This is a genomic window from Bacillus sp. F19, assembly GCA_023823795.1.
Lineage (GTDB): Bacteria > Bacillota > Bacilli > Bacillales > Bacillaceae > Bacillus_P.
Window position 1 is genome coordinate 1 of sequence record CP085710.1, and the last position, 25,617, is coordinate 25,617.

General features: G+C 42.9%; 17 protein-coding genes, 2 tRNA genes, 3 rRNA genes and 1 other annotated feature. Of the genes, 21 read left to right on the plus strand and 1 reads right to left on the minus strand.

Features of this window, described 5'->3' with window-relative positions; genetic code table 11:
• From dnaA to rrf, 16 genes are all read left to right on the plus strand, one after another.
• Positions 1–1,350, plus strand: a complete 1,350-nt coding sequence (gene dnaA, locus LIT25_00005; GenBank protein USK33907.1) for a chromosomal replication initiator protein DnaA — start codon at positions 1–3, stop codon at positions 1,348–1,350.
• A 226-nt stretch (positions 1,351–1,576) separates the two neighbouring features.
• Positions 1,577–2,713 carry a DNA polymerase III subunit beta gene (gene dnaN / locus LIT25_00010; GenBank protein ID USK33908.1) on the plus strand — a complete coding sequence of 379 codons (1,137 nt, stop codon included), beginning with the start codon at positions 1,577–1,579 and terminating at the stop codon, positions 2,711–2,713.
• A 217-nt stretch (positions 2,714–2,930) separates the two neighbouring features.
• Positions 2,931–3,143, plus strand: a complete 213-nt coding sequence (yaaA, locus tag LIT25_00015; GenBank protein ID USK36418.1) for a S4 domain-containing protein YaaA — start codon at positions 2,931–2,933, stop codon at positions 3,141–3,143.
• 98 nt (positions 3,144–3,241) lie between these two features.
• Positions 3,242–4,354, plus strand: coding sequence for a DNA replication/repair protein RecF (recF, locus tag LIT25_00020; GenBank protein USK33909.1), 1,113 nt, complete (start codon positions 3,242–3,244; stop codon positions 4,352–4,354).
• A 16-nt stretch (positions 4,355–4,370) separates the two neighbouring features.
• On the plus strand, positions 4,371–4,652 hold the full coding sequence (locus LIT25_00025) for a DUF370 domain-containing protein (protein ID USK33910.1): 282 nt from the start codon (positions 4,371–4,373) through the stop codon (positions 4,650–4,652).
• Positions 4,653–4,695: 43 nt separating this feature from the next.
• Positions 4,696–6,618 (plus strand): DNA topoisomerase (ATP-hydrolyzing) subunit B, encoded by a 1,923-nt coding sequence (gyrB, locus tag LIT25_00030; GenBank protein ID USK33911.1) that lies wholly within the window; start codon positions 4,696–4,698, stop codon positions 6,616–6,618.
• A 177-nt stretch (positions 6,619–6,795) separates the two neighbouring features.
• On the plus strand, positions 6,796–7,053 hold the full coding sequence (locus tag LIT25_00035; GenBank protein USK33912.1) for a hypothetical protein: 258 nt from the start codon (positions 6,796–6,798) through the stop codon (positions 7,051–7,053).
• Positions 7,054–7,444: 391 nt separating this feature from the next.
• A complete protein-coding gene (locus LIT25_00040; GenBank protein ID USK33913.1) occupies positions 7,445–7,588 on the plus strand; it encodes a hypothetical protein in 144 nt (47 codons plus the stop codon).
• 60 nt (positions 7,589–7,648) lie between these two features.
• Complete coding sequence (locus LIT25_00045; GenBank protein USK33914.1) at positions 7,649–7,837, plus strand: hypothetical protein; 189 nt, start codon at positions 7,649–7,651, stop codon at positions 7,835–7,837.
• Between the two features lie 752 nt (positions 7,838–8,589).
• Complete coding sequence (gene gyrA, locus LIT25_00050) at positions 8,590–11,151, plus strand: DNA gyrase subunit A (protein ID USK33915.1); 2,562 nt, start codon at positions 8,590–8,592, stop codon at positions 11,149–11,151.
• Positions 11,152–11,420: 269 nt separating this feature from the next.
• Positions 11,421–12,509, plus strand: coding sequence for an HD-GYP domain-containing protein (locus LIT25_00055; GenBank protein USK33916.1), 1,089 nt, complete (start codon positions 11,421–11,423; stop codon positions 12,507–12,509).
• 266 nt (positions 12,510–12,775) lie between these two features.
• Positions 12,776–14,311: ribosomal RNA gene (locus LIT25_00060) — 16S ribosomal RNA — on the plus strand.
• Between the two features lie 157 nt (positions 14,312–14,468).
• A tRNA-Ile gene (locus LIT25_00065) sits at positions 14,469–14,545 on the plus strand.
• Positions 14,546–14,562: 17 nt separating this feature from the next.
• Positions 14,563–14,638, plus strand: a tRNA-Ala gene (locus LIT25_00070).
• 149 nt (positions 14,639–14,787) lie between these two features.
• Positions 14,788–17,717 (plus strand): 23S ribosomal RNA (locus LIT25_00075).
• Between the two features lie 86 nt (positions 17,718–17,803).
• Positions 17,804–17,919, plus strand: a 5S ribosomal RNA gene (rrf, locus tag LIT25_00080).
• The 16S, 23S and 5S rRNA genes sit together here with 2 tRNA genes alongside, the layout of an rRNA operon.
• 248 nt (positions 17,920–18,167) lie before the next feature.
• Here rrf and LIT25_00085 read toward each other — a convergent pair.
• Positions 18,168–19,127, minus strand: a complete 960-nt coding sequence (locus LIT25_00085; GenBank protein USK33917.1) for a YaaC family protein — start codon at positions 19,125–19,127, stop codon at positions 18,168–18,170.
• 117 nt (positions 19,128–19,244) lie between these two features.
• On the opposite strand from LIT25_00085, the gene guaB reads away from it, so the two are divergent.
• The 5 genes from guaB to serS all read left to right on the plus strand — a co-directional run bounded on the left by guaB (position 19,245) and on the right by serS (position 25,542).
• Positions 19,245–20,711, plus strand: coding sequence for an IMP dehydrogenase (guaB, locus tag LIT25_00090; GenBank protein USK36102.1), 1,467 nt, complete (start codon positions 19,245–19,247; stop codon positions 20,709–20,711).
• Between the two features lie 166 nt (positions 20,712–20,877).
• Complete coding sequence (locus LIT25_00095) at positions 20,878–22,242, plus strand: D-alanyl-D-alanine carboxypeptidase (protein USK33918.1); 1,365 nt, start codon at positions 20,878–20,880, stop codon at positions 22,240–22,242.
• Between the two features lie 198 nt (positions 22,243–22,440).
• Complete coding sequence (pdxS, locus tag LIT25_00100; protein ID USK33919.1) at positions 22,441–23,325, plus strand: pyridoxal 5'-phosphate synthase lyase subunit PdxS; 885 nt, start codon at positions 22,441–22,443, stop codon at positions 23,323–23,325.
• Positions 23,326–23,345: 20 nt separating this feature from the next.
• Entirely contained in the window at positions 23,346–23,936 is a 591-nt protein-coding gene (pdxT, locus tag LIT25_00105) for a pyridoxal 5'-phosphate synthase glutaminase subunit PdxT (GenBank protein USK33920.1), read from the plus strand.
• Positions 23,937–23,992: 56 nt separating this feature from the next.
• Positions 23,993–24,212: a binding site (T-box leader), on the plus strand.
• A gap of 52 nt (positions 24,213–24,264) precedes the next feature.
• Positions 24,265–25,542 carry a serine--tRNA ligase gene (gene serS, locus LIT25_00110; protein USK33921.1) on the plus strand — a complete coding sequence of 426 codons (1,278 nt, stop codon included), beginning with the start codon at positions 24,265–24,267 and terminating at the stop codon, positions 25,540–25,542.
• The last annotated feature ends 75 nt before the right edge of the window (positions 25,543–25,617 follow it).

Below are 25,617 nucleotides of genomic sequence, written 5' to 3' on the forward strand. Positions count from 1 at the left end.
ATGGAGAATATTGATGAATTATGGAGCAAAGCTTTATCAGAAATTGAAAAAAAGCTGAGCAAGCCCAGTTTTGAAACATGGCTTAAATCCACTAAAGCTCATGCTCTTAAGGGAGATACATTAACAATTACTGCACCAAATGAATTTGCGCGTGACTGGCTTGAATCCAGGTATCTGCATTTAATTGCCAATACCATTTATGAGCTTACCGGCGAGGAATTGCTGATTAAATTTATTATTCCTCAAAATCAGAATGAAGCTGATTTTATGCCGAAGTCACCTATAAAGCCGATGAATAAAGAGGATGAACAAATCGAGCTTCCGCAAAATATGCTTAATCCGAAATATACATTTGACACATTCGTAATCGGATCCGGGAACCGTTTTGCCCATGCAGCTTCTCTTGCTGTAGCAGAAGCACCCGCCAAAGCTTATAATCCGCTGTTTATTTATGGGGGAGTAGGACTTGGAAAAACGCATTTAATGCACGCGATTGGCCACTATGTGATTGACCATAAGCCTAACGCTAAAGTCGTTTATTTATCATCAGAAAAGTTTACAAATGAATTTATCAACAGCATTCGCGACAACAAAGCGAAAGACTTCCGCAACAAATACCGCAGTGTCGACGTGCTGCTTATAGATGATATTCAATTTCTTGCAGGGAAAGAACAAACTCAAGAGGAGTTTTTCCATACGTTTAATACGCTCCATGAAGAAAGCAAGCAAATTGTTATCTCAAGCGACCGTCCTCCAAAAGAAATTCCCACCTTGGAAGACCGTCTTCGTTCCAGGTTTGAATGGGGTTTAATCACAGATATTACACCGCCGGATTTAGAAACAAGAATTGCTATCCTCAGAAAGAAGGCAAAGGCTGAAGGACTTGATATTCCGAATGAGGTTATGCTTTACATTGCGAATCAAATTGATTCAAATATTCGTGAGCTAGAAGGAGCACTTATTCGAGTTGTAGCTTATTCATCTTTAATTAATAAGGATATAAATGCGGACCTGGCAGCAGAAGCTCTAAAGGATATTATTCCAAGCTCTAAGCCGAGAATGATTACGATTGCTGATATCCAGCGCATGGTCGGTCAGCACTTCAGTGTAAAACTAGAAGACTTCAAAGCAAAAAAACGCACAAAATCAGTGGCGTTTCCAAGACAAATCGCTATGTATCTTTCCAGAGAATTAACGGATTCCTCATTGCCTAAAATTGGCGAAGAATTCGGAGGCCGTGATCATACGACAGTTATTCATGCCCACGAAAAAATTTCTAAGCTGCTTCAGGCCGATGATCAGCTTGTTAAACAGCTAAAAGAGATCGAAAGCATGCTGAAGGGCTCTTAAAAAAGCTTGCACTTATAAAAATTAATATGGATAATGTGAATAACCAAGCACGATTCATACACAGTCTGTCCACAGGTGGATAGGCTGTGTTTCCTTTCGTCAACAGAGTTATACACATTTCCACAGGCCCTACTAGTACTTCTACTATTTTTTCTTTAAATAATATATATATTAAGTGGCTCAATGAAATATGCTCCCATACGAAAAAAAAGGAGGATTTCCCTAAATGAAATTTGTCATCCAAAAAGATCGGTTAGTTCAAAGTGTTCAAGATGTTATGAAGGCTGTATCTTCAAGAACAACGATCCCGATTTTGACAGGAATTAAAATTGTTGCAACAGAAGAAGGTGTCACACTTACAGGAAGCGATTCAGACATCTCCATTGAATCTTTTATTCCTACTGAAGAAAACGGCAAAGAAATTGCTGAAATCAAACAAACTGGAAGCATCGTTCTTCAAGCCCGCTTTTTTGGTGAAATCGTTAAAAAACTTCCGAAAGAATCGGCAGAAATAGAAGTTGTTGGCCATCATATGACCGTCATCCGTTCAGGCAAAGCAGAATTTAATCTGAATGGGCTGGATGCAGAAGAGTATCCTCATCTGCCGCAAGTAGAAGAACATAATAGTTTTAGAGTACCGACAGATCTATTAAAAACGATGATCCGTCAAACTGTATTCTCAGTCTCAACTTCAGAAACCCGTCCCATTTTGACAGGTGTCAACTGGAAGCTTGAAAATAGAGAATTAACCTGTATTGCAACAGACAGTCACCGTTTGGCGCTCCGCAAAGCAAAAATTGAAACGGAGACAGACAGCTCTTATAATGTCGTTATTCCTGGAAAAAGCTTAAATGAATTAAGCAAAATTCTTGCAGACACAAGTGATGAAATTGAAATTGTCATTACAGAAAGCCAAGTCCTTTTTAAAGCTGAAAATTTACTTTTCTTCTCAAGGCTTTTGGACGGCAACTATCCAGATACAACGAGACTTATTCCTGCTGAAAGCAAAACGGACATGGTGCTGAATACAAGAGAATTTCTTCAAGCCATCGACCGTGCATCCCTTCTTGCAAAAGAAGGAAGAAATAACGTGGTTAAGTTTTCAACCCTTGAAGAAGGCATTGTAGAAGTTTCTTCAAACACCCCGGAAATCGGAAAAGTAATTGAGGAAGTACAGACTCAGGAAATAACAGGAGAAGAATTAAAAATCTCATTCAGTGCAAAATATATGATGGATGCATTAAAAGCACTTGAAGGAACGGAAATTAAAATCAGCTTTACGGGTGCAATGAGACCATTTTTGATCCGCACTCCAGAAGACGATTCCATTCTCCAATTAATTCTTCCTGTCAGAACGTATTAATTAAACAAGCTGCTGGCACAAGCTGGCAGCTTTTCTTTTCCATTCACAGGACCTTATACCTACTTTTTGTTCACCTAGGATGGACATTGCGATTCTTGATAGCGAACATATATAAAGTGAAGTTTTTAAAGGTTTAATTATGTATTGTTAAAGTATAAAGAAGTTTAGTAAAATTAACTGTTGGAGACTTGAAGAAAGAAGGCGATCCGTAGTGTCAATAAAACCAGTAAAAATTGAGACAGAATACATTACGCTTGGACAGTTCTTAAAGCTTGCTGAAGTCATTCAGACAGGCGGTATGGCCAAATGGTTTTTGCAGGAATATGCGATTTTTGTAAATGGCGAGCCTGAAAACCGCCGCGGGAAAAAACTGGTTGCTGATGATACGGTTGATATTCCAGACTTTGGCTCTTTTATCGTGAAAAACTAAGGCTCTTTTCTATAAAGTCCGCCATTTATATATAAGATAATCTGAATGATTGAACACTCTCTTTACAAAAGAGCAAAAACTAAAGTTGGTGAACGGATTTGTTTATCAAAGAATTAACGCTGCGGAATTACAGGAATTATGAAGAGCTGACCGTGGAGTTTGAAAATAAGGTCAATGTTATTTTAGGGGAGAATGCCCAGGGCAAGACAAATGTGATGGAAGCAATCTACGTTTTAGCCATGGCAAAGTCTCATCGTACCTCAAATGACAAAGATCTTATCTATTGGGACAAGGAATATGCTAAAATAGAAGGCAGAGTAGAAAAGTACAGCGGCTCTGTCGCCATGCAGCTCGTTGTCTCGAAAAAAGGGAAAAAAGCGAAGCTGAATCATATTGAACAGCAGAAATTAAGCCAGTATGTAGGGGCAATGAATGTCATTATGTTTGCACCCGAGGATCTCAATCTCGTGAAGGGAAGCCCCCAAATCAGAAGACGTTTTATTGATATGGAAATTGGACAGGTTTCTCCTATCTATCTGCATGATTTAAATAGATTTCAAAAAATTATGCTGCAGCGGAATCAGTATTTAAAGCAGATGCAGATGCGAAAACAAACGGATCGCACCATGCTTGATGTACTAACTTCACAGCTGGCAGAGTCTGCCGCAAAAGTCATTTTAAAACGGATTGAGTTCATAGAGAAGCTGCAAAAGTGGGCCCAGCCGATTCACACAGGCATCAGCAGAGGACTTGAAACGTTAACAATTGAGTATAAAGCATCTGTGGATGTATCAGAAGAGGCAAGTTTGTCGAAAATGATAGAAGCATATGAAGAGAAGTTTGATAAAATAAAAGATAGAGAAATCGAGCGCGGCGCAACACTTGCTGGTCCCCACAGAGATGATCTCTTATTTTTTGTGAATGGGCGCGATGTGCAGACATTCGGTTCCCAGGGGCAGCAGCGGACAACCGCATTATCGCTGAAGCTTGCAGAAATCGAATTGATCCATGAAGAAATTGGAGAATACCCGATTTTGCTTCTCGATGATGTTTTATCAGAACTCGACGATTACAGACAATCGCATTTATTAAATACGATTCAAGGGAAAGTGCAGACATTTGTTACTACAACAAGTGTTGAAGGCATTGACCATCAGACGCTGAAAGAAGCAACGACATACCGTGTTGCAAAAGGCAGGCTGACACGCTGAAAAGAGGTGGTTTTTCTTGTATATTCACCTGGGAGACAATTTTGTGATTCCCTCAAAAGAAGTTGTCATGATTGTTGATCATCAATCTTCAAAAACATCCGGCATTGTCAGTGAGTTTTTAGAAAAACATCAGAATCATACAGTCAAGCTTGCGAGCGGCGAGACAAAATCAATTGTTGTAACCACAGATAAAATCTATTTTTCCCCTCTTGCTTCAGGCACGTTGAAAAAACGCGCGAAATTCACATTTGACATAGAAATGGTTGCGGATGAACCATTCAAAAATCATTCTCAATAATTTTTATAAGCCCTTAAGAAAAGTGTAGGTGATCATAGTGGCGATGGAACAAAAACAAGTCGAACAGCAAACTTATGATGAAAACCAAATACAAGTATTAGAAGGCTTAGAAGCTGTCCGGAAACGTCCTGGGATGTATATTGGATCAACAGCAGCGAAAGGTCTTCACCATCTCGTTTGGGAAATTGTTGATAACAGTATTGACGAAGCTCTTGCTGGTTACTGTGACGAAATTAACATTATTGTTGAAGAAGATAACAGTATTACCGTAAAAGATAATGGCCGCGGTATTCCGGTCGGGATTCATGAAAAGATGGGACGCCCTGCGGTTGAAGTTATCATGACCGTTCTCCATGCCGGAGGAAAGTTCGGCGGCGGAGGGTACAAAGTATCAGGCGGACTGCATGGCGTTGGTGCATCTGTAGTTAACGCGCTTTCGACAGTCCTTGAGGTTACTGTTTACCGTGAAGGCAAAATTCATTATCTAAAATTCGAGCGCGGTGTGCCTGCCGGTGATTTGGAAGTCATAGGAGAAAGTGAACTAACAGGGACGACAACTCACTTTTGCCCTGATCCGGAAATTTTCACGGAAACGGTTGAATATGACTTTGACACCCTTGCAAATCGCTTAAGAGAATTAGCTTTCTTAAACCGTAATATTAAAATTACTATCGAAGATAAACGCGAAAATAAACGCAAAAAGGAATACTTATACGAGGGCGGAATTAAGTCATATGTCGAGCATTTAAACCGTACACGTGAAGTCATTCATGAAGAGCCTGTCTACATGGAAGGCGAAAAGGACGGCATTACAGTTGAGGTTGCCTTGCAATACAATGATTCTTACACAAGCAATATTTATTCTTTTGCCAACAATATTCATACGTATGAAGGCGGAACTCATGAAGCTGGATTTAAAACAGCTCTTACTAGAGTAATTAATGACTATGCCCGTAAAAATGGAGCATTTAAAGAAAATGATGCCAATCTGACGGGTGATGATGTCCGTGAAGGAATAACTGCGATTATCTCTGTTAAGCATCCTGACCCGCAGTTTGAAGGACAAACCAAAACAAAATTAGGCAACTCGGAAACACGAACGGTTACTGATAATCTTTTTGCAGAAGGTTTTGAGAAGTTTTTATTGGAAAACCCTTCAACCGCCAAGAAAATCCTGGAAAAAGGATTAATGGCATCGAGAGCCCGCCTTGCAGCAAAAAAAGCACGTGAATTAACACGCCGCAAAAGCGCCCTTGAAATTTCGAACTTGCCGGGTAAACTTGCGGACTGTTCTTCTAAAGACCCTTCTATTTCTGAATTATATGTCGTTGAGGGTGACTCTGCGGGAGGTTCTGCAAAACAAGGCCGTGACCGTCATTTCCAGGCAATCCTTCCGCTTAGAGGGAAAATCATTAACGTTGAAAAAGCCCGTCTGGATAAAATTCTTTCCAATAACGAGATCCGCACGATCATTACCGCTCTCGGAACAGGGATCGCAGAGGATTTCGATATATCAAAGGCGCGTTATCATAAAATAGTTATCATGACTGATGCTGACGTGGATGGCGCCCATATCCGGACGCTTCTGCTCACATTCTTCTACCGCTACATGCGTCAAATCATTGAAAATGGATTTGTCTACATTGCCCAGCCGCCTTTATATAAAGTGCAGCAGGGTAAACGAATTGAATATGCGTACAACGACAGAGAAATGGAGAAGCTGATGGCAGAACTGCCTGCTAATCCAAAACCGGGAATCCAGCGCTATAAAGGTCTTGGGGAAATGAACCCTGAGCAGCTTTGGGAAACAACGATGGACCCTAACACAAGAACATTCCTTCAAGTTACTTTAGAAGATGCGATGGAAGCAGACGAAACATTTGACATCCTAATGGGTGACAAAGTAGAGCCCCGCCGAAATTTCATTGAAGGCAATGCTCAATACGTAAAAAATCTGGATATCTAGCAAGAAATTCAGATTCGGAAATACAGCATAATCTAAAGAACAGGAAAGCAGAATTCGTGCTTTGCCTGTTCTTTTTTTTCTCCTGCTATGAATTCGCAAAGAGCCCACTACTTTTAAAGTTGTCCTGCATATCTTTTTAAAGTAAGTAGGCAATTTATCTAAGCAGGAGGCGTAAAGATGAATAATCAGCCATTTTATAATCAAGACGACTTACGGCGTCCATTTGGTTTTGGAAGACCTGGATTCGGATTCGGATTCGGCAGACCCGGGTTTGGTTTTGGAAGACCGGGTTTTGGATTTCCATTTGCAACTGGCTTTATTGGAGGGCTTGCAGCAGGAGCATTATTAACTCCTGGATATGGTTATGGTTATGGTTATCCGTACTATCCGTACTATCCGCCGTATCCATATCCGTACTACCCTTATTACTGGTAACAGCCGAAAAACATCCGGTAAGGATGTTTTTTTCTTTTTATGAAAACAAGTTTTGAAAAAATTTTTATATTTTATGATCCATTTAACAACTCTCCGTTAGTCATAGTGTAAATATAGCTAAACTAAAAGAGTAAAGTTATTCTCTGAGCATGCTGCTCTAGCTGCACTTACTATGCAAAAAGGAATAGATGGAGCGGAAGATTTTGAATCAGCAGCGGGAGCTTAAAATGAAAATACAGATGATTTAACAGCAGCAGTTGAATCTGTTTACGGTCCTGAAGGGGCTGCACAGTTTAAAGAAATTTGGAGCAGCCACATCGGATACTTTGTAGACTTCGTAACCGCAACTGCTGAAAACAATGAAGAAGGAAAAGAAACGGCTGCAGCAGAATTGGATGAGTACCGAGCAGAACAGGCGGCATTCCTTGATACTGCAACAGATGGACGCTTAAAAGCGGCTGACCTTGAGGCGGGCCTCAAAGAGCATATTGAACAATTGCTGAGTGCATTCAACAGCTATACCGGCAAAAATTAGCCTGCAGCTTATGAAAATATTCATGCTGCATACACGCATATGTTTGGAGTAGGCCAAGCAATGTCTGGCGCGATTGTTGATCGTTTCCCTGAAAAATTCGAAGGCAAAAAACCATCTGATATGCCTAAAACAGGTATGGGCGGAATGAGCGAAACAAACAGCAGAGCAATTTTAAAGAGCTTTTTTGGATTTATCCTGGCTTCTGCTGTGATTGCAATAATTGCTCGCAGGAAATCTGTAAATAACTAAGCAGGATGAAACAAGGGGCAGAGATGTCCTCTTTTTCCTATCCAAATAAGGGTGAGAAAAGAGAATATCATCTGATGAAATTGCTGGTAAGCCTTCTTATATTCCTTCTTATGCATTCCGGCTGTGCAAGTTCAGAGCAGCATGCAAAAAAGGAGATAAGACGGATCTCAGTACAGATGAGGCAGACGACACAAATGGCAATTCAGATAAAAAAACAAATTCTTCACCCTTCTATCACCCCCGGAAAGTATGAAATTAAAAGAAGATAGAGAAGGAATTGTACCCTTTTTGGTAGAGATATCCGCCCTTAAGGAACTCAAGAAAATCAGGTTTAATTACATGCACGGTACATTTAACCAAGAAGAACGTGCGAATGAAGAAAGAATGGTTGTCTGTACTGAATTAAAAGAATCACAAAACTAGAATCCTTGCCTCAACAGGCAGGGATTCTTTGATTGAATCGCATTTTTATCTGAATTTGACGTGTAATGTCATAGGTTTATTGATATAATGGAGAGTAGGCTATTATTTAATTTTATTCAGCCATACATAATCAGTTTGATATATTGTCAACAAGATTTAAAAGATCAAAAGTTTCCGGAGACCTTTAGCTCCCGTTTTTTTTTGAGATAAGAAAGTATAAAAATTTGCGCATCTTTGTCAAGCTTCAGCGCTTGGATCCTCGGTTAAACAAGGGGCTTCCGCTTTTCTGGCTGGAGCTATATAGCTATATAGATTAGGGAGGTTCAATCATGGAAGAAAATAAAACCCCTCAAGTAAAAGAGATTAATATTAGTCATGAAATGCGCTCATCTTTTTTGGATTATGCGATGAGTGTTATTGTTTCGCGTGCGCTTCCCGATGTTCGTGACGGGTTAAAGCCTGTTCACCGCCGTATTTTATATGCGATGAATGATTTAGGGATGACATCTGATAAACCGTTTAAGAAATCTGCCCGTATCGTCGGGGAAGTTATCGGTAAGTATCACCCTCATGGTGACAGTGCTGTTTATGATTCAATGGTCCGCATGGCACAAAATTTCAACTTCCGATATATGCTTGTAGATGGACATGGCAACTTCGGTTCAGTCGATGGCGACGGAGCTGCGGCTATGCGTTATACAGAGGCGCGCATGTCCAAAATTGCGATGGAACTTATTCGCGATATCAATAAAGATACAATCGACTATCAGGACAACTATGACGGTTCAGAACGAGAGCCGGTTGTCCTTCCGTCCCGATACCCTAATTTGCTCGTAAACGGCGCAGCGGGTATCGCAGTCGGCATGGCAACAAATATCCCTCCACATCAGCTGGGAGAAGTCATCGACGGTGTACTTGCTGTAAGTAAAGATCCGGATGTGAGCATTCCTGAGCTGATGGAAATCATTCCGGGACCGGATTTCCCTACAGCTGGTCAGATTATTGGCCGAAGCGGAATTCGCAAAGCTTATGAAACAGGCCGCGGATCTATAACAATCCGGGCTAAAGTGGAAATAGAGGAAAAGGCATCAGGTAAAGAAGTCATTATCGTAAGAGAACTTCCTTATCAGGTAAATAAAGCGAAGTTAATTGAAAAAATTGCTGAGCTTGTGCGTGACAAGAAAATTGAAGGTATCACCGATCTGCGCGATGAATCAGACCGCAACGGAATGCGCATCGTTATTGAAGTGCGCAAAGATGCCAATTCAAATGTTCTTTTAAATAATCTATACAAACAGACTGCCCTTCAGACAAGCTTCGGCATCAATATGCTCGCACTTGTAAATGGCCAGCCTCAAGTATTGAACCTTAAACAGTTCTTAGTTTACTATCTGGATCATCAGAAGGTTATTATCCGCCGCCGTACAGCGTTTGAACTTCGCAAAGCGGAAGCACGTGCGCATATTTTAGAGGGCTTGAGAATTGCACTAGATCACCTGGATGAAGTGATCGCCCTGATCCGCAGCTCTCAGACAACTGATATTGCGCGTCAAGGCCTTATGGATAATTTCTCCCTTTCTGAAAAACAGGCACAGGCGATTCTTGATATGCGTCTGCAGCGTTTAACAGGACTTGAAAGAGAGAAAATCGAAGAAGAATACCAGGGACTTGTACAGCTGATTGCAGAATTAAAAGCAATCCTGGCAGACGAAGAAAAAGTCCTTGAAATTATCCGCGAGGAATTAGAAGAAATTAAAGATCGTTTTAACGATGTGCGCCGCACAGAAATTGTATCCGGCGGAATTGAAATGATCGAAGATGAAGATCTGATTCCTGTTGAAAATATCGTTATTACTCTTACTCATAATGGCTATATTAAGAGACTGCCTATCTCAACCTACCGCAGCCAGCGCCGCGGAGGAAGAGGGATTCAGGGTATGGGGACGAATGAGGATGATTTCGTAGAACATCTTTTAACAACATCTACTCATGACACGATTCTTTTCTTTACTAATAAAGGGAAGGTTTACCGTGCAAAAGGGTATGAAATTCCAGAGTATGGAAGAACAGCTAAAGGGCTTCCGATTATTAACCTATTGGAGATAGAAAAAGGCGAATGGGTGAATGCCATTATTCCTGTTTCTGAATTCGTTGACGATTGGTCGTTATTCTTTACAACAAAAGAAGGAATATCTAAACGTTCACCTCTTACTCAATTTGCAAATATAAGAAAAGGCGGCTTGATCGCAGTTAACCTGCGTGAAAACGATGAACTGATTTCCGTCCGTTTAACAGATGGAACAAAGCACATCATGATCGGCACGAAAAAAGGAATGCTGATTCGTTTCCCTGAAACAGATGTGCGTTCAATGGGACGTACCGCGACTGGTGTAAAAGGGATTACACTCGACTCTGACGATGAAGTTGTCGGAATGGAAATCCTTGAAGAAGATGTCGATGTTCTTGTCGTAACCCGAAATGGATTCGGGAAACGAACGCCCGCTGCTGAATATCGGATTCAAAGTAGAGGCGGTAAAGGAATTAAAACATGTAACGTCACGGAGAAAAATGGTACAGTGATTTCTGTTAAGCCTTCTACAGGAGAAGAGGACCTCATGCTGATTACAGCAAGCGGCGTTCTGATCCGGATGGCTATCGACAGTATCTCTACAACCGGACGTAATACACAGGGTGTTAAGCTGATTAAACTTGGTGACGAAGAGCATGTTGCAACTGTTGCTGTCGTAGAAAAAGAAGAGCTCGAACCGGAAGATGATGAGCTTTTAGAGAATGAAGAAGGGTCACTGGAAGAATCATCTGCAGAACAAAACTCAATTGAAGAAAATTCTGTCGAAGACTCCATCTCTGATGAATCAGATTCAGAAGAATAAGCAAATGAAAGACATAGCCCAAAAAGCTATGTCTTTTTTTATGCTCTTTTTGTAACTTTGTTGCTGGCATTTGTCAGTAAAAAGATCGGCTTAGGAACTAATTAACTTCAGTATCTGTTTATTCCTTGATAAGAGCGCGATATGAAACTTAAAATGTGATCGGTTTATATACGGAAAGCAATAATCATTTCGAGCACAGCCTTTATTTATTTTCGAAAACCATTTTTTACTAAATGGAATCGTTTATAATATGGTTGGGAGGGATTCATATGAGAGTCCATATTAATCAGCTATCTGAAGGATGCATTCTTTCAAAAGACGTATTTTCCATATCGCCCAAGCCTTTAATGCGAAGACAAACAATCTTAGATCAAGATCTTCTGCAAATACTGCGGGCATTTTTAATAGATGAAGTTGATGTAGAGCCATACCTTGAAAATGGATATGTTTTTAAACCTGATGGGGCACTAATAGAATCTTCTCTTAGTGAAAAAACAGCAGAAATAAAACAAAGCAATGATTTTGAGGGATTGTATATAAACGCTGTATTTGCCTTTAAGCAATTGTATCTTGACTGGCAATCCGGTGCATTAGTTGATATCTCGAAAATCAGAAATCTATTAATTCCTGCTGCAGAGCAGGGACTGAAAGAGCCCCATGAAATATTTAAGACCTACAATTATACAAAACATGATGACCATCTTTACCACCATTCAGTATCTGCAGCCTTAGTAAGCGCTTATTTGGGAAAGAGTATGGGCTTTTCTTATGGTGATACGATACAGGTCGCTATGGCGGGTCTTCTCTGTGACTGCGGCATGACAAAATTAGAACAAGGGTTTCTGATTAAAAAGACAGCTCTCACTGACAAAGAGTTTAAAGAAATAAAGCAGCATCCGGTTTACAGCTACAAAATGCTTAAAAATATCGTTTCTTTGAAAGAGGCTGTTAGGCTTGGAGTGCTGCAGCATCATGAACGGCTTGACGGGAGCGGGTACCCTCTGGGAGCGAAGGCAGATCAGCTTCATGTATTCGGCAAAATTGCGGCTCTTGCTCATGCGTATCAGGCAATGGTCTCCGAAAGACCGCATAGAAGCAAACAATCTCCTTTTAAAGCTCTAGAACTGCTCATGCAAGATGAGTTTGGTAAATTTGATCTGACAGCATTGAACGAATTGAAGAAAGGTCTACTAAAACTAAGTTCAGGCACAAATGTCAGATTGTCAGACGGCAGAATAGCAGAGATCGTTTTTATAGAAGATCAATATCCGACCAGGCCTCTTGTAAAGATAGAAGAAACAGAGGAAATTCTTTCGCTGAAAGAACAAAGACACCTTTTTATTGAAGAGATCATTTAAGAGCAAACTTTTTGCTCTTTTCTTATTGCATATTTTAATAGATACTGATATACTTCTATAAGTCAGTAACAAACCTTCTACATAAAGCAGTTAACGAAAATTATTTCTTAAAAAAAATGATTGACATTAACTCAGTAGAAATGGTATATTAAAGGGGTCGCTTCGAGAGAGTGCGACACAATAAGTTCTTTGAAAACTAAACAAAACCAAAAGCGTACCAAACGTTTTAAATTTTTGAAGTCAGCAACAAATCGAGTCACAAATTTTCTTCGGAGAGTTTGATCCTGGCTCAGGACGAACGCTGGCGGCGTGCCTAATACATGCAAGTCGAGCGGACCTCTTCGGAGGTTAGCGGCGGACGGGTGAGTAACACGTGGGCAACCTGCCTGTAAGACTGGGATAACTCCGGGAAACCGGAGCTAATACCGGATAGTATCTTGAACCGCATGGTTCAAGTTGGAAAGACGGTTTCGGCTGTCACTTACAGATGGGCCCGCGGCGCATTAGCTAGTTGGTGAGGTAATGGCTCACCAAGGCAACGATGCGTAGCCGACCTGAGAGGGTGATCGGCCACACTGGGACTGAGACACGGCCCAGACTCCTACGGGAGGCAGCAGTAGGGAATCTTCCGCAATGGACGAAAGTCTGACGGAGCAACGCCGCGTGAGTGATGAAGGTTTTCGGATCGTAAAACTCTGTTGTTAGGGAAGAACAAGTGCGAGAGTAACTGCTCGCACCTTGACGGTACCTAACCAGAAAGCCACGGCTAACTACGTGCCAGCAGCCGCGGTAATACGTAGGTGGCAAGCGTTGTCCGGAATTATTGGGCGTAAAGCGCGCGCAGGCGGTTTCTTAAGTCTGATGTGAAAGCCCCGGCTCAACCGGGGAGGGTCATTGGAAACTGGGAAACTTGAGTGCAGAAGAGGAGAGTGGAATTCCACGTGTAGCGGTGAAATGCGTAGAGATGTGGAGGAACACCAGTGGCGAAGGCGACTCTCTGGTCTGTAACTGACGCTGAGGCGCGAAAGCGTGGGGAGCGAACAGGATTAGATACCCTGGTAGTCCACGCCGTAAACGATGAGTGCTAAGTGTTAGAGGGTTTCCGCCCTTTAGTGCTGCAGCTAACGCATTAAGCACTCCGCCTGGGGAGTACGGTCGCAAGACTGAAACTCAAAGGAATTGACGGGGCCCGCACAAGCGGTGGAGCATGTGGTTTAATTCGAAGCAACGCGAAGAACCTTACCAGGTCTTGACATCCTTTGCCACTTCTAGAGATAGAAGGTTCCCCTTCGGGGGACAAAGTGACAGGTGGTGCATGGTTGTCGTCAGCTCGTGTCGTGAGATGTTGGGTTAAGTCCCGCAACGAGCGCAACCCTTGATCTTAGTTGCCAGCATTCAGTTGGGCACTCTAAGGTGACTGCCGGTGACAAACCGGAGGAAGGTGGGGATGACGTCAAATCATCATGCCCCTTATGACCTGGGCTACACACGTGCTACAATGGATGGTACAAAGGGCTGCGAGACCGCGAGGTTTAGCCAATCCCATAAAACCATTCTCAGTTCGGATTGCAGGCTGCAACTCGCCTGCATGAAGCTGGAATCGCTAGTAATCGCGGATCAGCATGCCGCGGTGAATACGTTCCCGGGCCTTGTACACACCGCCCGTCACACCACGAGAGTTTGCAACACCCGAAGTCGGTGGGGTAACCGCAAGGAGCCAGCCGCCTAAGGTGGGGTAGATGATTGGGGTGAAGTCGTAACAAGGTAGCCGTATCGGAAGGTGCGGCTGGATCACCTCCTTTCTAAGGATATATGAGGACGCTTTTGGTTTTTGTTTAGTTTTGAGAGAACTTTGTTCCCTCTAAGTGAATAGCGAGTTTACTTTAGAAGTAAGCGAAGAATCATTTGCGCGTACTTTTTTGTACGTCAAAAACATTCTTTTATTCATACTTATGAGATGGGCCTATAGCTCAGCTGGTTAGAGCGCACGCCTGATAAGCGTGAGGTCGATGGTTCGAGTCCATTTAGGCCCACCATCTCTTAAAATTCATATGGGGCCTTAGCTCAGCTGGGAGAGCGCCTGCCTTGCACGCAGGAGGTCAGCGGTTCGATCCCGCTAGGCTCCACCAAGAAGTTGTTCTTTGAAAACTAGATAACGTAATTGATAACAAGTAATTCACTGAGATTTACGCTTACCATAATTAGTGATTTTCTAGACATTTATGTCTAAACAAACAACGAAATGCGAAACGCATCTTGTGATGCGGTTGACCATTTAGGTTAAGTTATGAAGGGCGCACGGTGGATGCCTTGGCACTAGGAGCCGATGAAGGACGGGACTAACACCGATATGCTTTGGGGAGCTGTAAGTAAGCTTTGATCCAGAGATTTCCGAATGGGGAAACCCACTGTTCGTAATGGAACAGTATCTTTATCTGAATACATAGGATAATGAAGGCAGACCCGGGGAACTGAAACATCTAAGTACCCGGAGGAAGAGAAAGCAAACGCGATTTCCCAAGTAGCGGCGAGCGAAACGGAATTAGCCCAAACCAAGAGGCTTGCCTCTTGGGGTTGTAGGACACTCTATACGGAGTTACAAAGGAACGGGGTAGATGAAGCGACCTGGAAAGGTCCGTCAGAGAAGGTAATAACCCTGTAGTCGAAACTTCGTTCCCTCCAGAGTGGATCCTGAGTACGGCGGGACACGAGAAATCCCGTCGGAAGCAGGGAGGACCATCTCCCAAGGCTAAATACTCCCTAGTGACCGATAGTGAACCAGTACCGTGAGGGAAAGGTGAAAAGCACCCCGGAAGGGGAGTGAAAAGATCCTGAAACCGTGTGCTTACAAGTAGTCAGAGCCCGTTAATGGGTGATGGCGTGCCTTTGTAGAATGAACCGGCGAGTTACGATCCCGTGCAAGGTTAAGTTGATGAGACGGAGCCGCAGCGAAAGCGAGTCTGAATAGGGCGTTTTAGTACGTGGTCGTAGACCCGAAACCAGGTGATCTACCCATGTCCAGGGTGAAGTTCAGGTAACACTGAATGGAGGCCCGAACCCACGCACGTTGAAAAGTGCGGGGATGAGGTGTGGGTAGCGGAGAAATTCCAATCGAACCTGGAGATAGCTGGTTCTCTCCGAAATAGCTTTAGGGCTAGCCTCAAGTATGAGAGTCTTGGAGGTAGAGCACTGATTGGACTAGGGGCCCTCATCGGGTTACCGAATTCAGTCAAACTCCGAATGCCAAAGACTTGCTCCTTGGGAGTCAGACTGCGAGTGATAAGATCCGTAGTCAAGAGGGAAACAGCCCAGACCACCAGCTAAGGTCCCAAAGTATACGTTAAGTGGAAAAGGATGTGGAGTTGCTTAGACAACCAGGATGTTGGCTTAGAAGCAGCCACCATTTAAAGAGTGCGTAATAGCTCACTGGTCGAGTGACTCTGCGCCGAAAATGTACCGGGGCTAAACGTATCACCGAAGCTGTGGACTGTTCTTACGAACAGTGGTAGGAGAGCGTTCTAAGGGCGTTGAAGCTAGACCGTAAGGACTGGTGGAGCGCTTAGAAGTGAGAATGCCGGTATGAGTAGCGAAAGAGGGGTGAGAATCCCCTCCACCGAATGCCTAAGGTTTCCTGAGGAAGGCTCGTCCGCTCAGGGTTAGTCGGGACCTAAGCCGAGGCCGAAAGGCGTAGGCGATGGACAACAGGTTGATATTCCTGTACCACCTCCTCACCATTTGAGCAATGGGGGGACGCAGGAGGATAGGGCAAGCGCGCTGTTGGATATGCGCGTCCAAGCAGTTAGGCTGAGAAGTAGGCAAATCCGCTTCTCATATAAGGCTGAGCTGTGATGGCGAGGGAAATTTAGTACCGAAGTTCCTGATTCCACACTGCCAAGAAAAGCCTCTAGCGAGGTGAGAGGTGCCCGTACCGCAAACCGACACAGGTAGGCGAGGAGAGAATCCTAAGGTGAGCGAGAGAACTCTCGTTAAGGAACTCGGCAAAATGACCCCGTAACTTCGGGAGAAGGGGTGCTTTTTAGGGTTCATAGCCCTGAAAAGCCGCAGTGAATAGGCCCAGGCGACTGTTTAGCAAAAACACAGGTCTCTGCGAAGCCGCAAGGCGAAGTATAGGGGCTGACGCCTGCCCGGTGCTGGAAGGTTAAGAGGAGAGGTTAGCGCAAGCGAAGCTTTGAATTGAAGCCCCAGTAAACGGCGGCCGTAACTATAACGGTCCTAAGGTAGCGAAATTCCTTGTCGGGTAAGTTCCGACCCGCACGAAAGGCGTAACGATCTGGGCACTGTCTCAACGAGAGACTCGGTGAAATTATAGTACCTGTGAAGATGCAGGTTACCCGCGACAGGACGGAAAGACCCCGTGGAGCTTTACTGTAGCCTGATATTGAATTTTGGTACAGCTTGTACAGGATAGGTAGGAGCCTTGGAAGCCGGAGCGCCAGCTTCGGTGGAGGCATTGGTGGGATACTACCCTTGCTGTATTGAAATTCTAACCCACAGCCCTGATCGGGCTGGGAGACAGTGTCAGGTGGGCAGTTTGACTGGGGCGGTCGCCTCCTAAAATGTAACGGAGGCGCCCAAAGGTTCCCTCAGAATGGTTGGAAATCATTCGCAGAGTGTAAAGGCACAAGGGAGCTTGACTGCGAGACCTACAAGTCGAGCAGGGACGAAAGTCGGGCTTAGCGATCCGGTGGTTCCGCATGGAAGGGCCATCGCTCAACGGATAAAAGCTACCCCGGGGATAACAGGCTTATCTCCCCCAAGAGTCCACATCGACGGGGAGGTTTGGCACCTCGATGTCGGCTCATCGCATCCTGGGGCTGTAGTCGGTCCCAAGGGTTGGGCTGTTCGCCCATTAAAGCGGTACGCGAGCTGGGTTCAGAACGTCGTGAGACAGTTCGGTCCCTATCCGTCGTGGGCGCAGGAAATTTGAGAGGAGCTGTCCTTAGTACGAGAGGACCGGGATGGACGCACCGCTGGTGTACCAGTTGTCTTGCCAAAGGCATCGCTGGGTAGCTATGTGCGGAAGGGATAAGTGCTGAAAGCATCTAAGCATGAAGCCCCCCTCAAGATGAGATTTCCCATCACATTAGTGAGTAAGAACCCTGAAAGATGATCAGGTTGATAGGTCTGAGGTGGAAGCGCGGTGACGTGTGGAGCTGACAGATACTAATCGTTCGAGGACTTAACCACAGTCTAATAAAGTGTAAAACCTAAGTGAAACTTGTTATCAAACGTTATTTAGTTTTGAAAGAATAACTCTTTCTAATTGCATATTGTCTGGTGATGATGGCAAAGAGGTCACACCCGTTCCCATGCCGAACACGGAAGTTAAGCTCTTTAGCGCCGATGGTAGTTGGGGGTTTCCCCCTGTGAGAGTAGGACGTTGCCAGGCACGCAAAAAAAAGAACAGCAGAGATGCTGTTCTTTTTTTTATGGAAAAAATAAAAGGCAAAGGACCTTTAGAGGGATGGCATTGGAAGTTGTTGCATAGCGGAACATAAAATGACGCTAAGCGCTAGTAAATGAAAATAGCCGCTTCCCATTCGATGGAGTGCTGTTACGATCCCGATAACCCGTTCAACTATTCAATATGGATTCTTTTTATCCGATACTTATTCGCCTGATTTTGAATGCGCTGAACTATCCCTTTTCCCATAATTCATTCAAAAACGTCAGTGCAAACTGAGGTATTTTTTCTTTCGTCACTTCAAGAAAACGAACGATGAATACATAATCATCCTGTGAATGGCTTAGCATTAGTTCGTACCACCACTCGGTTTCATATCTTGAGATCATGCTTAAGTTGTACAGCAATAAGTAATGAGCCATAAATTCAGGCAATCCGGCAAGATCATTCATTGATGCAGGCAAGGTGTATTCGCCTGTTTGCCCATTATACAGAAATGGAAGACTGTAAAAAGCGCTGAAGTGATCAGGCGGATAGCAAGTAATTATGTTTTCGGAATGACTTCCTCTGCTAAGCTGAAAATGATAATTAAGATATTCAAGCAGCCTTTCCGGTGTCATGTGATAAGAGGCTGCCGCTTCAACTGGAATATGCAGCTGCTTGTTTTCATATTTGGTTCTAAAATGAACATTTTTCTGTTTATGCCTAGTAAATAAATCACTTATTTCTGGGATTCTTTTTAAAAGTTCATGCATGGTGTATTTATCATTTTCTACATGTTCCAGCTTAAATAAATGGGATGCTGTGTGAGCAAATAAACCATTTCTTTGGATCTTTACTTCATCCTGCAAAAAGCGATAATGCTGTTTTTTTCGCTTTCTTGTTGATACGCCATGTGCAAGGACAGAGGAAGTGGCGGGGTATTCTGGATCTGCTGTAAGAATGCAGGCTTTCATAAGCTGAGACATTCCGTAAAACAGGAGCATTGGCTGTACGGGAAGTGCGGCGCATACTGATGAAAGATAAAAGTTTTCGGCATGCTTTAGATGGTAAACGAAAGGATAGCTGTTTTGATAGGATAATTCTGCAGGTGCTGTTTGCTGATTTTTTTTATAACTTTTTTCCAGAAACTTTTGGACCGTTTCCGTTGATTGATATGATTTTAACTGGTTCCAGACGCTTGTTTTCATCATCCTGCAGCTCCCCTTTCTTTTTTCGCAATTTTTAAACTCTTTTGCCTGTTCTTGACAGTGGGTTGGCTAGTTGTTAATCTACTAATAATATTTTGCCGTTAAGAGGGGGATTTAATGATGTGGGAAAGTAAATTTTTAAAAGAAGGCTTAACGTTTGATGATGTATTGCTTGTACCGGCTAAGTCGGAGGTTCTTCCAAGAGACGTAAATTTAAGTGTGAACTTAACACCAACATTAAAGCTGAATGTCCCAATCATTAGTGCTGGGATGGATACTGTTACTGAAGCGCAGCTTGCAATTGCAATGGCAAGACAAGGCGGAATGGGCATTATTCATAAGAATATGTCGATTGAACAGCAGGCAGAGCAGGTTGATAAGGTAAAACGTTCTGAAAGAGGCGTTATTACTAATCCATTCTTTTTAACTCCAGACCATCAAGTTTTTGATGCAGAGCATTTGATGGGAAAATACCGCATTTCCGGTGTTCCTGTTGTAAATAATGTGGATGAACAGAAACTAGTAGGCATTATCACGAATCGTGACATGAGATTTATTCAAGACTTCTCCATCAAGATCTCTGATGTTATGACAAAAGAAAACTTAGTAACGGCAGACGTCGGAACAACACTTAAAGAAGCAGAAAGCATTTTGCAAAAGCATAAAATTGAAAAGCTTCCACTGGTTGATGACCAGGGTGTTTTAAAAGGATTAATTACAATTAAAGATATTGAAAAGGTAATCGAGTTTCCGCATTCAGCAAAAGACGAGCATGGACGTTTGCTTGTTGGTGCTGCAGTAGGTGTTACTTCAGACACGATGCTTCGCGTGAAAAAACTGGTTGAGGCTAACGTTGATGCAATCGTGCTGGATACAGCTCATGGCCATTCAAAAGGCGTTATCGAAATGGTAAGAACCATTAGAAATGAATATCCTGATCTGAATATTATTGCAGGAAATGTTGCAACAGGAGACGCTACAAGAGAACTTGCAGAAGCTGGAGCGAACGTTGTAAAGGTAGGCATCGGACCTGGTTCTATTTGTACAACCCGTGTTGTTGCAGGTGTAGGGGTACCTCAAATCACAGCTGTATATGATTGTGCGACTGAAGCACGCAAGCTTGGCATTACTATTATCGCAGATGGCGGAATTAAATATTCAGGCGATATCGTAAAAGCATTAGCATCAGGCGGTCACGCAGTTATGCTGGGCAGTCTCCTGGCTGGTACTTCGGAAAGTCCCGGCGAAACGGAAATTTACCAGGGAAGACGCTTTAAGGTCTACCGCGGTATGGGTTCTGTCGGCGCAATGGAAAAAGGAAGCAAAGACCGTTACTTCCAGGAAGATAACAAAAAATTTGTTCCTGAAGGCATTGAAGGAAGAACTCCTTATAAAGGACCTCTTTCAGATACGATCTATCAGCTGGTTGGCGGTATCCGTTCCGGTATGGGATATTGCGGAACAGCAAACTTGGAAGAGCTGCGGGAAAATACACAGTTTGTCCGCATGACGGGTGCAGGTCTTCGCGAAAGTCATCCTCATGATGTTCAAATTACAAAAGAATCACCGAACTATTCGCTTTCATAAGTGTTTCTAGGTCGATTTACCTGAAATTTAAAACAATGTTCAATCTTTAGGACAGAGTCTCAGACTCTGTCTATTTTTTTTGATCATAGTGTGATAAAATCGAATTTGTTGTTTGTAACTCAGGTCAATAATTGAATATAAAAATAGATGAAAAACGGTGGAGGTTATGAATTTGAGCAACATGAAGTTAAAGCGTTTGCTGTCCGTTCTGTTTGCTGCTGTTCTGGCGATAACAGTTGTTATGCAGGCATCACAGACATCTGCGGCAGAAAATGATGCAGTAGGAGTCAATGCAAAAGGTGCAATTTTAGTAGAAGCGTCTACAGGTAAAATTTTATACGGGAAAAATGCAGACGAACTGCTGCCGATTGCAAGTATGGCTAAAATCATGACAGAATACTTGGTTCTTGAAGCAGTTGATAAAGGAAAAATCAAATGGGATCAAACTTACACTCCAAGTGAGTATGTATATAAAATTTCCCAAAACCGCGAACTTTCCAACGTTCCATTACGAAAAGACGGTACATACAATGTGAAAGAGCTTTATGAAGCGATGAGCATTTATTCTGCAAACGGAGCAGCTATTGCATTAGCTGAAATCGTTTCAGGATCTGAGACTAATTTTGTAAAATTAATGAATGAAAAAGCAAAAGAGATGGGTCTTAAAAACTTCGAATTTGTGAACTCTACAGGTTTAGAAAATGGAGATCTTGCAGGAATGCATCCGGATGGAACGACAGTAGATGCTGAAAATAAAATGTCAGCGCGGGATATGGCGCTGCTTTCTCAAAAATTAATTAACGACTACCCAGAAGTTTTGGAAACAGCAGGTACTCCGAGAAAAGTATTCAGAGAAGGCACAGAAGATGCAATCAAGATGGATAACTGGAACTGGATGCTTGAAGGCCTATTATTTGAAACAGAAGGTGTAGATGGTTTAAAAACGGGTTCTACTAAATCAGCAGGTTCCTCTTTTACTGCAACTGCTGAACGAAATGGCATGAGAGTCATAACTGTAGTATTAAACGCAACAGGTGATGACGGCAGCCTGCATACTCCTCGTTTTAAAGAAACGAAAAAAATGATTGAATATGCATATAACAATTTCAAGATGGAAGAAGTCTATCCTGAAAACTATCAAATCAAAAACAAATCTGACCTCTCTGTTGTGAAAGGGAAAGAAAAAGAAGTAGCAGTAGCAACAAAAGAACCGCTTAATCTTGTTGTTAAAAATGGTGAAAAAGAATCATATGAGCCAAGCTACGTTTTTGATCAAAAGAAGGTCAATGCTGACAATGAAGTACAGGCCCCTGTCAAAAAAGGCGAGAAGATCGGCTATATGACAGTTAAGTACACAGGTAAAGGCCAAGACCTGGGCTTCTTAGAAGAAAAAAGCGACGCCAATGTTGATATCGTAACAAAAAGCGGTGTTGAAAAAGCCAATTGGTTTGTATTATCCATGAGAGGTATCGGCGGATTCTTCGGAAGTCTTTGGGGAACAGTGACAGACACTGTCACAGGCTGGTTTTAATTGAAAAAATGACTTACTCGAGATGAGTAAGTCTTTTTTTATAAATGGTTATATTAGGAATTGGATAGGTGGATCCGCTTTTCTTTGATTGAATTGTTTTAATTATCTCTTTAATTTTGATAGGATTTTTTTATAACTTAGGATAGAATAAGTTATATGTGCAAAATGAAATTTTACATATTACAAGGGGGATATAGAATGAATAACACAGGTACAGATCGAGTAAAACGCGGAATGGCAGAAATGCAAAAAGGCGGCGTCATTATGGACGTAGTCAATGCAGAGCAAGCAAAGATCGCTGAGGAAGCTGGAGCAGTTGCTGTTATGGCACTTGAGCGCGTTCCTGCTGACATTCGTGCAGCAGGCGGAGTTGCCCGTATGGCAGATCCTACAATTGTTGAAGAAGTGATGAAGGCTGTAACGGTTCCAGTTATGGCAAAAGCACGTATTGGTCACATTGTTGAAGCTCGCATTTTAGAAGCGATGGGTGTCGATTACATTGATGAAAGTGAAGTGCTGACTCCGGCTGATGAGGAGTACCACTTAAATAAACGTGATTATACAGTTCCATTTGTTTGCGGATGCCGTGATTTAGGCGAAGCTACTAGACGTATTGCAGAGGGCGCTTCTATGCTCCGCACAAAAGGCGAGCCTGGTACAGGAAATATCGTTGAGGCTGTTCGCCATATGCGTAAAGTAAATGGCCAAGTGCGCAGAATCATTGGAATGAGCACGGATGAACTGATGACAGAAGCGAAGCTGTTAGGCGCGCCTTATGAGCTTCTTCTTCAAATCAAGCATGAGGGCCGCCTTCCGGTTGTAAACTTCGCAGCAGGCGGAGTAGCAACTCCGGCAGATGCTGCGCTAATGATGCAATTAGGTGCAGACGGTGTATTCGTAGGTTCAGGTATCTTCAAGTCTGAAAACCCGGCAAAATTTGCTCGTGCGATTGTTGAAGCAACAACTCACTATCAGGACTATGAGCTAATTGCAAGTCTTTCAAAGGGACTTGGAACAGCAATGAAAGGCATTGAGATCTCAACATTGCTTCCTGAGAACAGAATGCAAGAGCGCGGCTGGTAATCATAAAGGAGTAGAATACAATGCTTAAAATTGGTGTATTAGGCCTTCAAGGTGCTGTAAGAGAGCACATTCGATCAATAGAGGCAAGCGGTGCAGAGGGAGTCGTTGTTAAACGTCCTGAGCAGCTGGATGAACTGGACGGACTTATTATGCCAGGCGGAGAAAGCACGACAATGCGCCGCCTGATTGATAAATATGATTTCATGAATCCTCTGAAAGCATTCGCTGAACAGGGAAAGCCCATGTTTGGAACTTGTGCCGGCTTAATTCTTCTTGCTAAGAACATTGTGGGATACAGTGAAGGACATCTTGGCTTAATGGATGTTACGGTTGAGAGAAATTCATTTGGGCGTCAGCGCGAAAGCTTTGAAGCAGAATTGAACATTACGGATGTTGCTGAAGATTTCGTTGGTGTGTTTATCAGGGCTCCTCATATTGTGGAAGTTGGAGAAGATGTAGAGATTCTGTCTAAGCATAACGGGAGAATTGTTGCAGCGCGTCAAGGACAGTTCCTGGGCTGCTCGTTTCATCCTGAATTAACGGATGATCACCGGATGACTGGGCTGTTTGTACGTATGGCGGAAAACACAAAAGCAAAGTTAAGTGTATAAAACCCTTGCAACCGTCCCAAACTTGTAGTAAATTATGAATTACTTAATTGAACATGTGAAACATGATGACAGGAAATAGTAGCAAGTGTATCTTTCTTAGAGAGCCGGTGGCTGGTGAAAATCGGTGTTAGAACCTTGTGAATCCATCCTTGAATGAGATGTTGAAATCCTCGGAGAGTATACATGTCCGGTACAGGCCGTTATCCTGCTTAAGAGGAAGGCGTTTTATTTGCCTTCAATTAGGGTGGCAACGCGGATATAACTTCCGTCCCTTTACCAGGGGACGGGAGTTTTTTATTTGCAAAAAAACATAAAAAGGAGTTTTGTCATGCTGGATATTAAATATTTGCGCGCTAACTTTGAAGAAGTAAAAGAAAAACTGTCTCATCGCGGAGAAGATTTAGGCGACTTCAGCAAGTTTGAGGAACTGGATCAAAAACGCCGTGAACTGATTTCTAAAGTAGAGGTATTTAAAAGCAAGCGAAATGAAGTTTCAGGCAAAATTGCTGTTTTAAAACGTGAAAAACAGGATGCAGATCATCTAATAAAAGAAATGCGTGAAGTTGGCGACCTCGTGAAAGAAATGGACGATGAGCTTCGCGAGGTTGAGGCAGAGCTTGAAACGTTAATGCTGTCTATTCCAAATATCCCTCATGAAAGTGTGCCTGTAGGCGAGACAGAAGACGATAATATTCTTCACCGCGAATGGGGAGAAGTTCCTGCATTTGCATTTGAACCAAAGCCGCACTGGGATGTTGCCGATCACCTTAGGATTTTAGATTTTGAACGTGCTGGTAAAGTAACCGGCAGCCGATTTGTTTTCTACCGCGGCTTAGGTGCCCGTCTCGAGCGTGCACTTATTAGTTTTATGCTTGATTTGCATATCGATGAGCACGGCTATACAGAAGTGCTTCCTCCATATATCGTAAATCGTGACAGCATGACGGGAACAGGCCAGCTGCCTAAATTTGAAGAAGATGCATTTAAAATTGCGGGTGAAGATTACTTTTTAATTCCTACAGCTGAAGTGCCTGTAACCAACATGCACCGTGAAGAGATTCTCTCTATTGATCAGCTTCCGGTTAACTATGCAGCATACAGCTCTTGCTTCCGTTCTGAGGCTGGTTCTGCAGGAAGAGATACTAGAGGATTAATCCGCCAGCATCAATTTAATAAAGTAGAGCTTGTGAAATTTGTTAAGCCGGAAGATTCTTATGATGAGCTTGAAAAACTGACAGGACATGCAGAGAAAGTTCTTCAGCTGCTGGGTCTTCCTTATCGCGTGCTTAGAATGTGCACAGCTGACCTTGGATTCACTGCAGCAAAGAAATATGACATTGAAGTATGGATACCGAGCCAGGAAACGTACCGCGAAATTTCATCTTGCAGTAACTTTGAGGCTTTCCAGGCGCGCCGCGCAGGAATCCGTTTCAGACGTGAACCTAAAGGTAAACCTGAATTTGTTCATACATTGAACGGATCTGGTCTTGCGATTGGCAGAACTGTTGCCGCGATCCTTGAGAATTATCAGCAGGAAGATGGAACAGTCGTTATTCCTAAAGTCTTGCGTCCATATATGGGGAATAGAGAAGTCATTTCACGATAATAATAACCTTTTAAGAAGGGGCCATAATCCGTTTTGTCCCCTTCTTAAATTTTTTTGAAAAAGTTTTTTAGAATC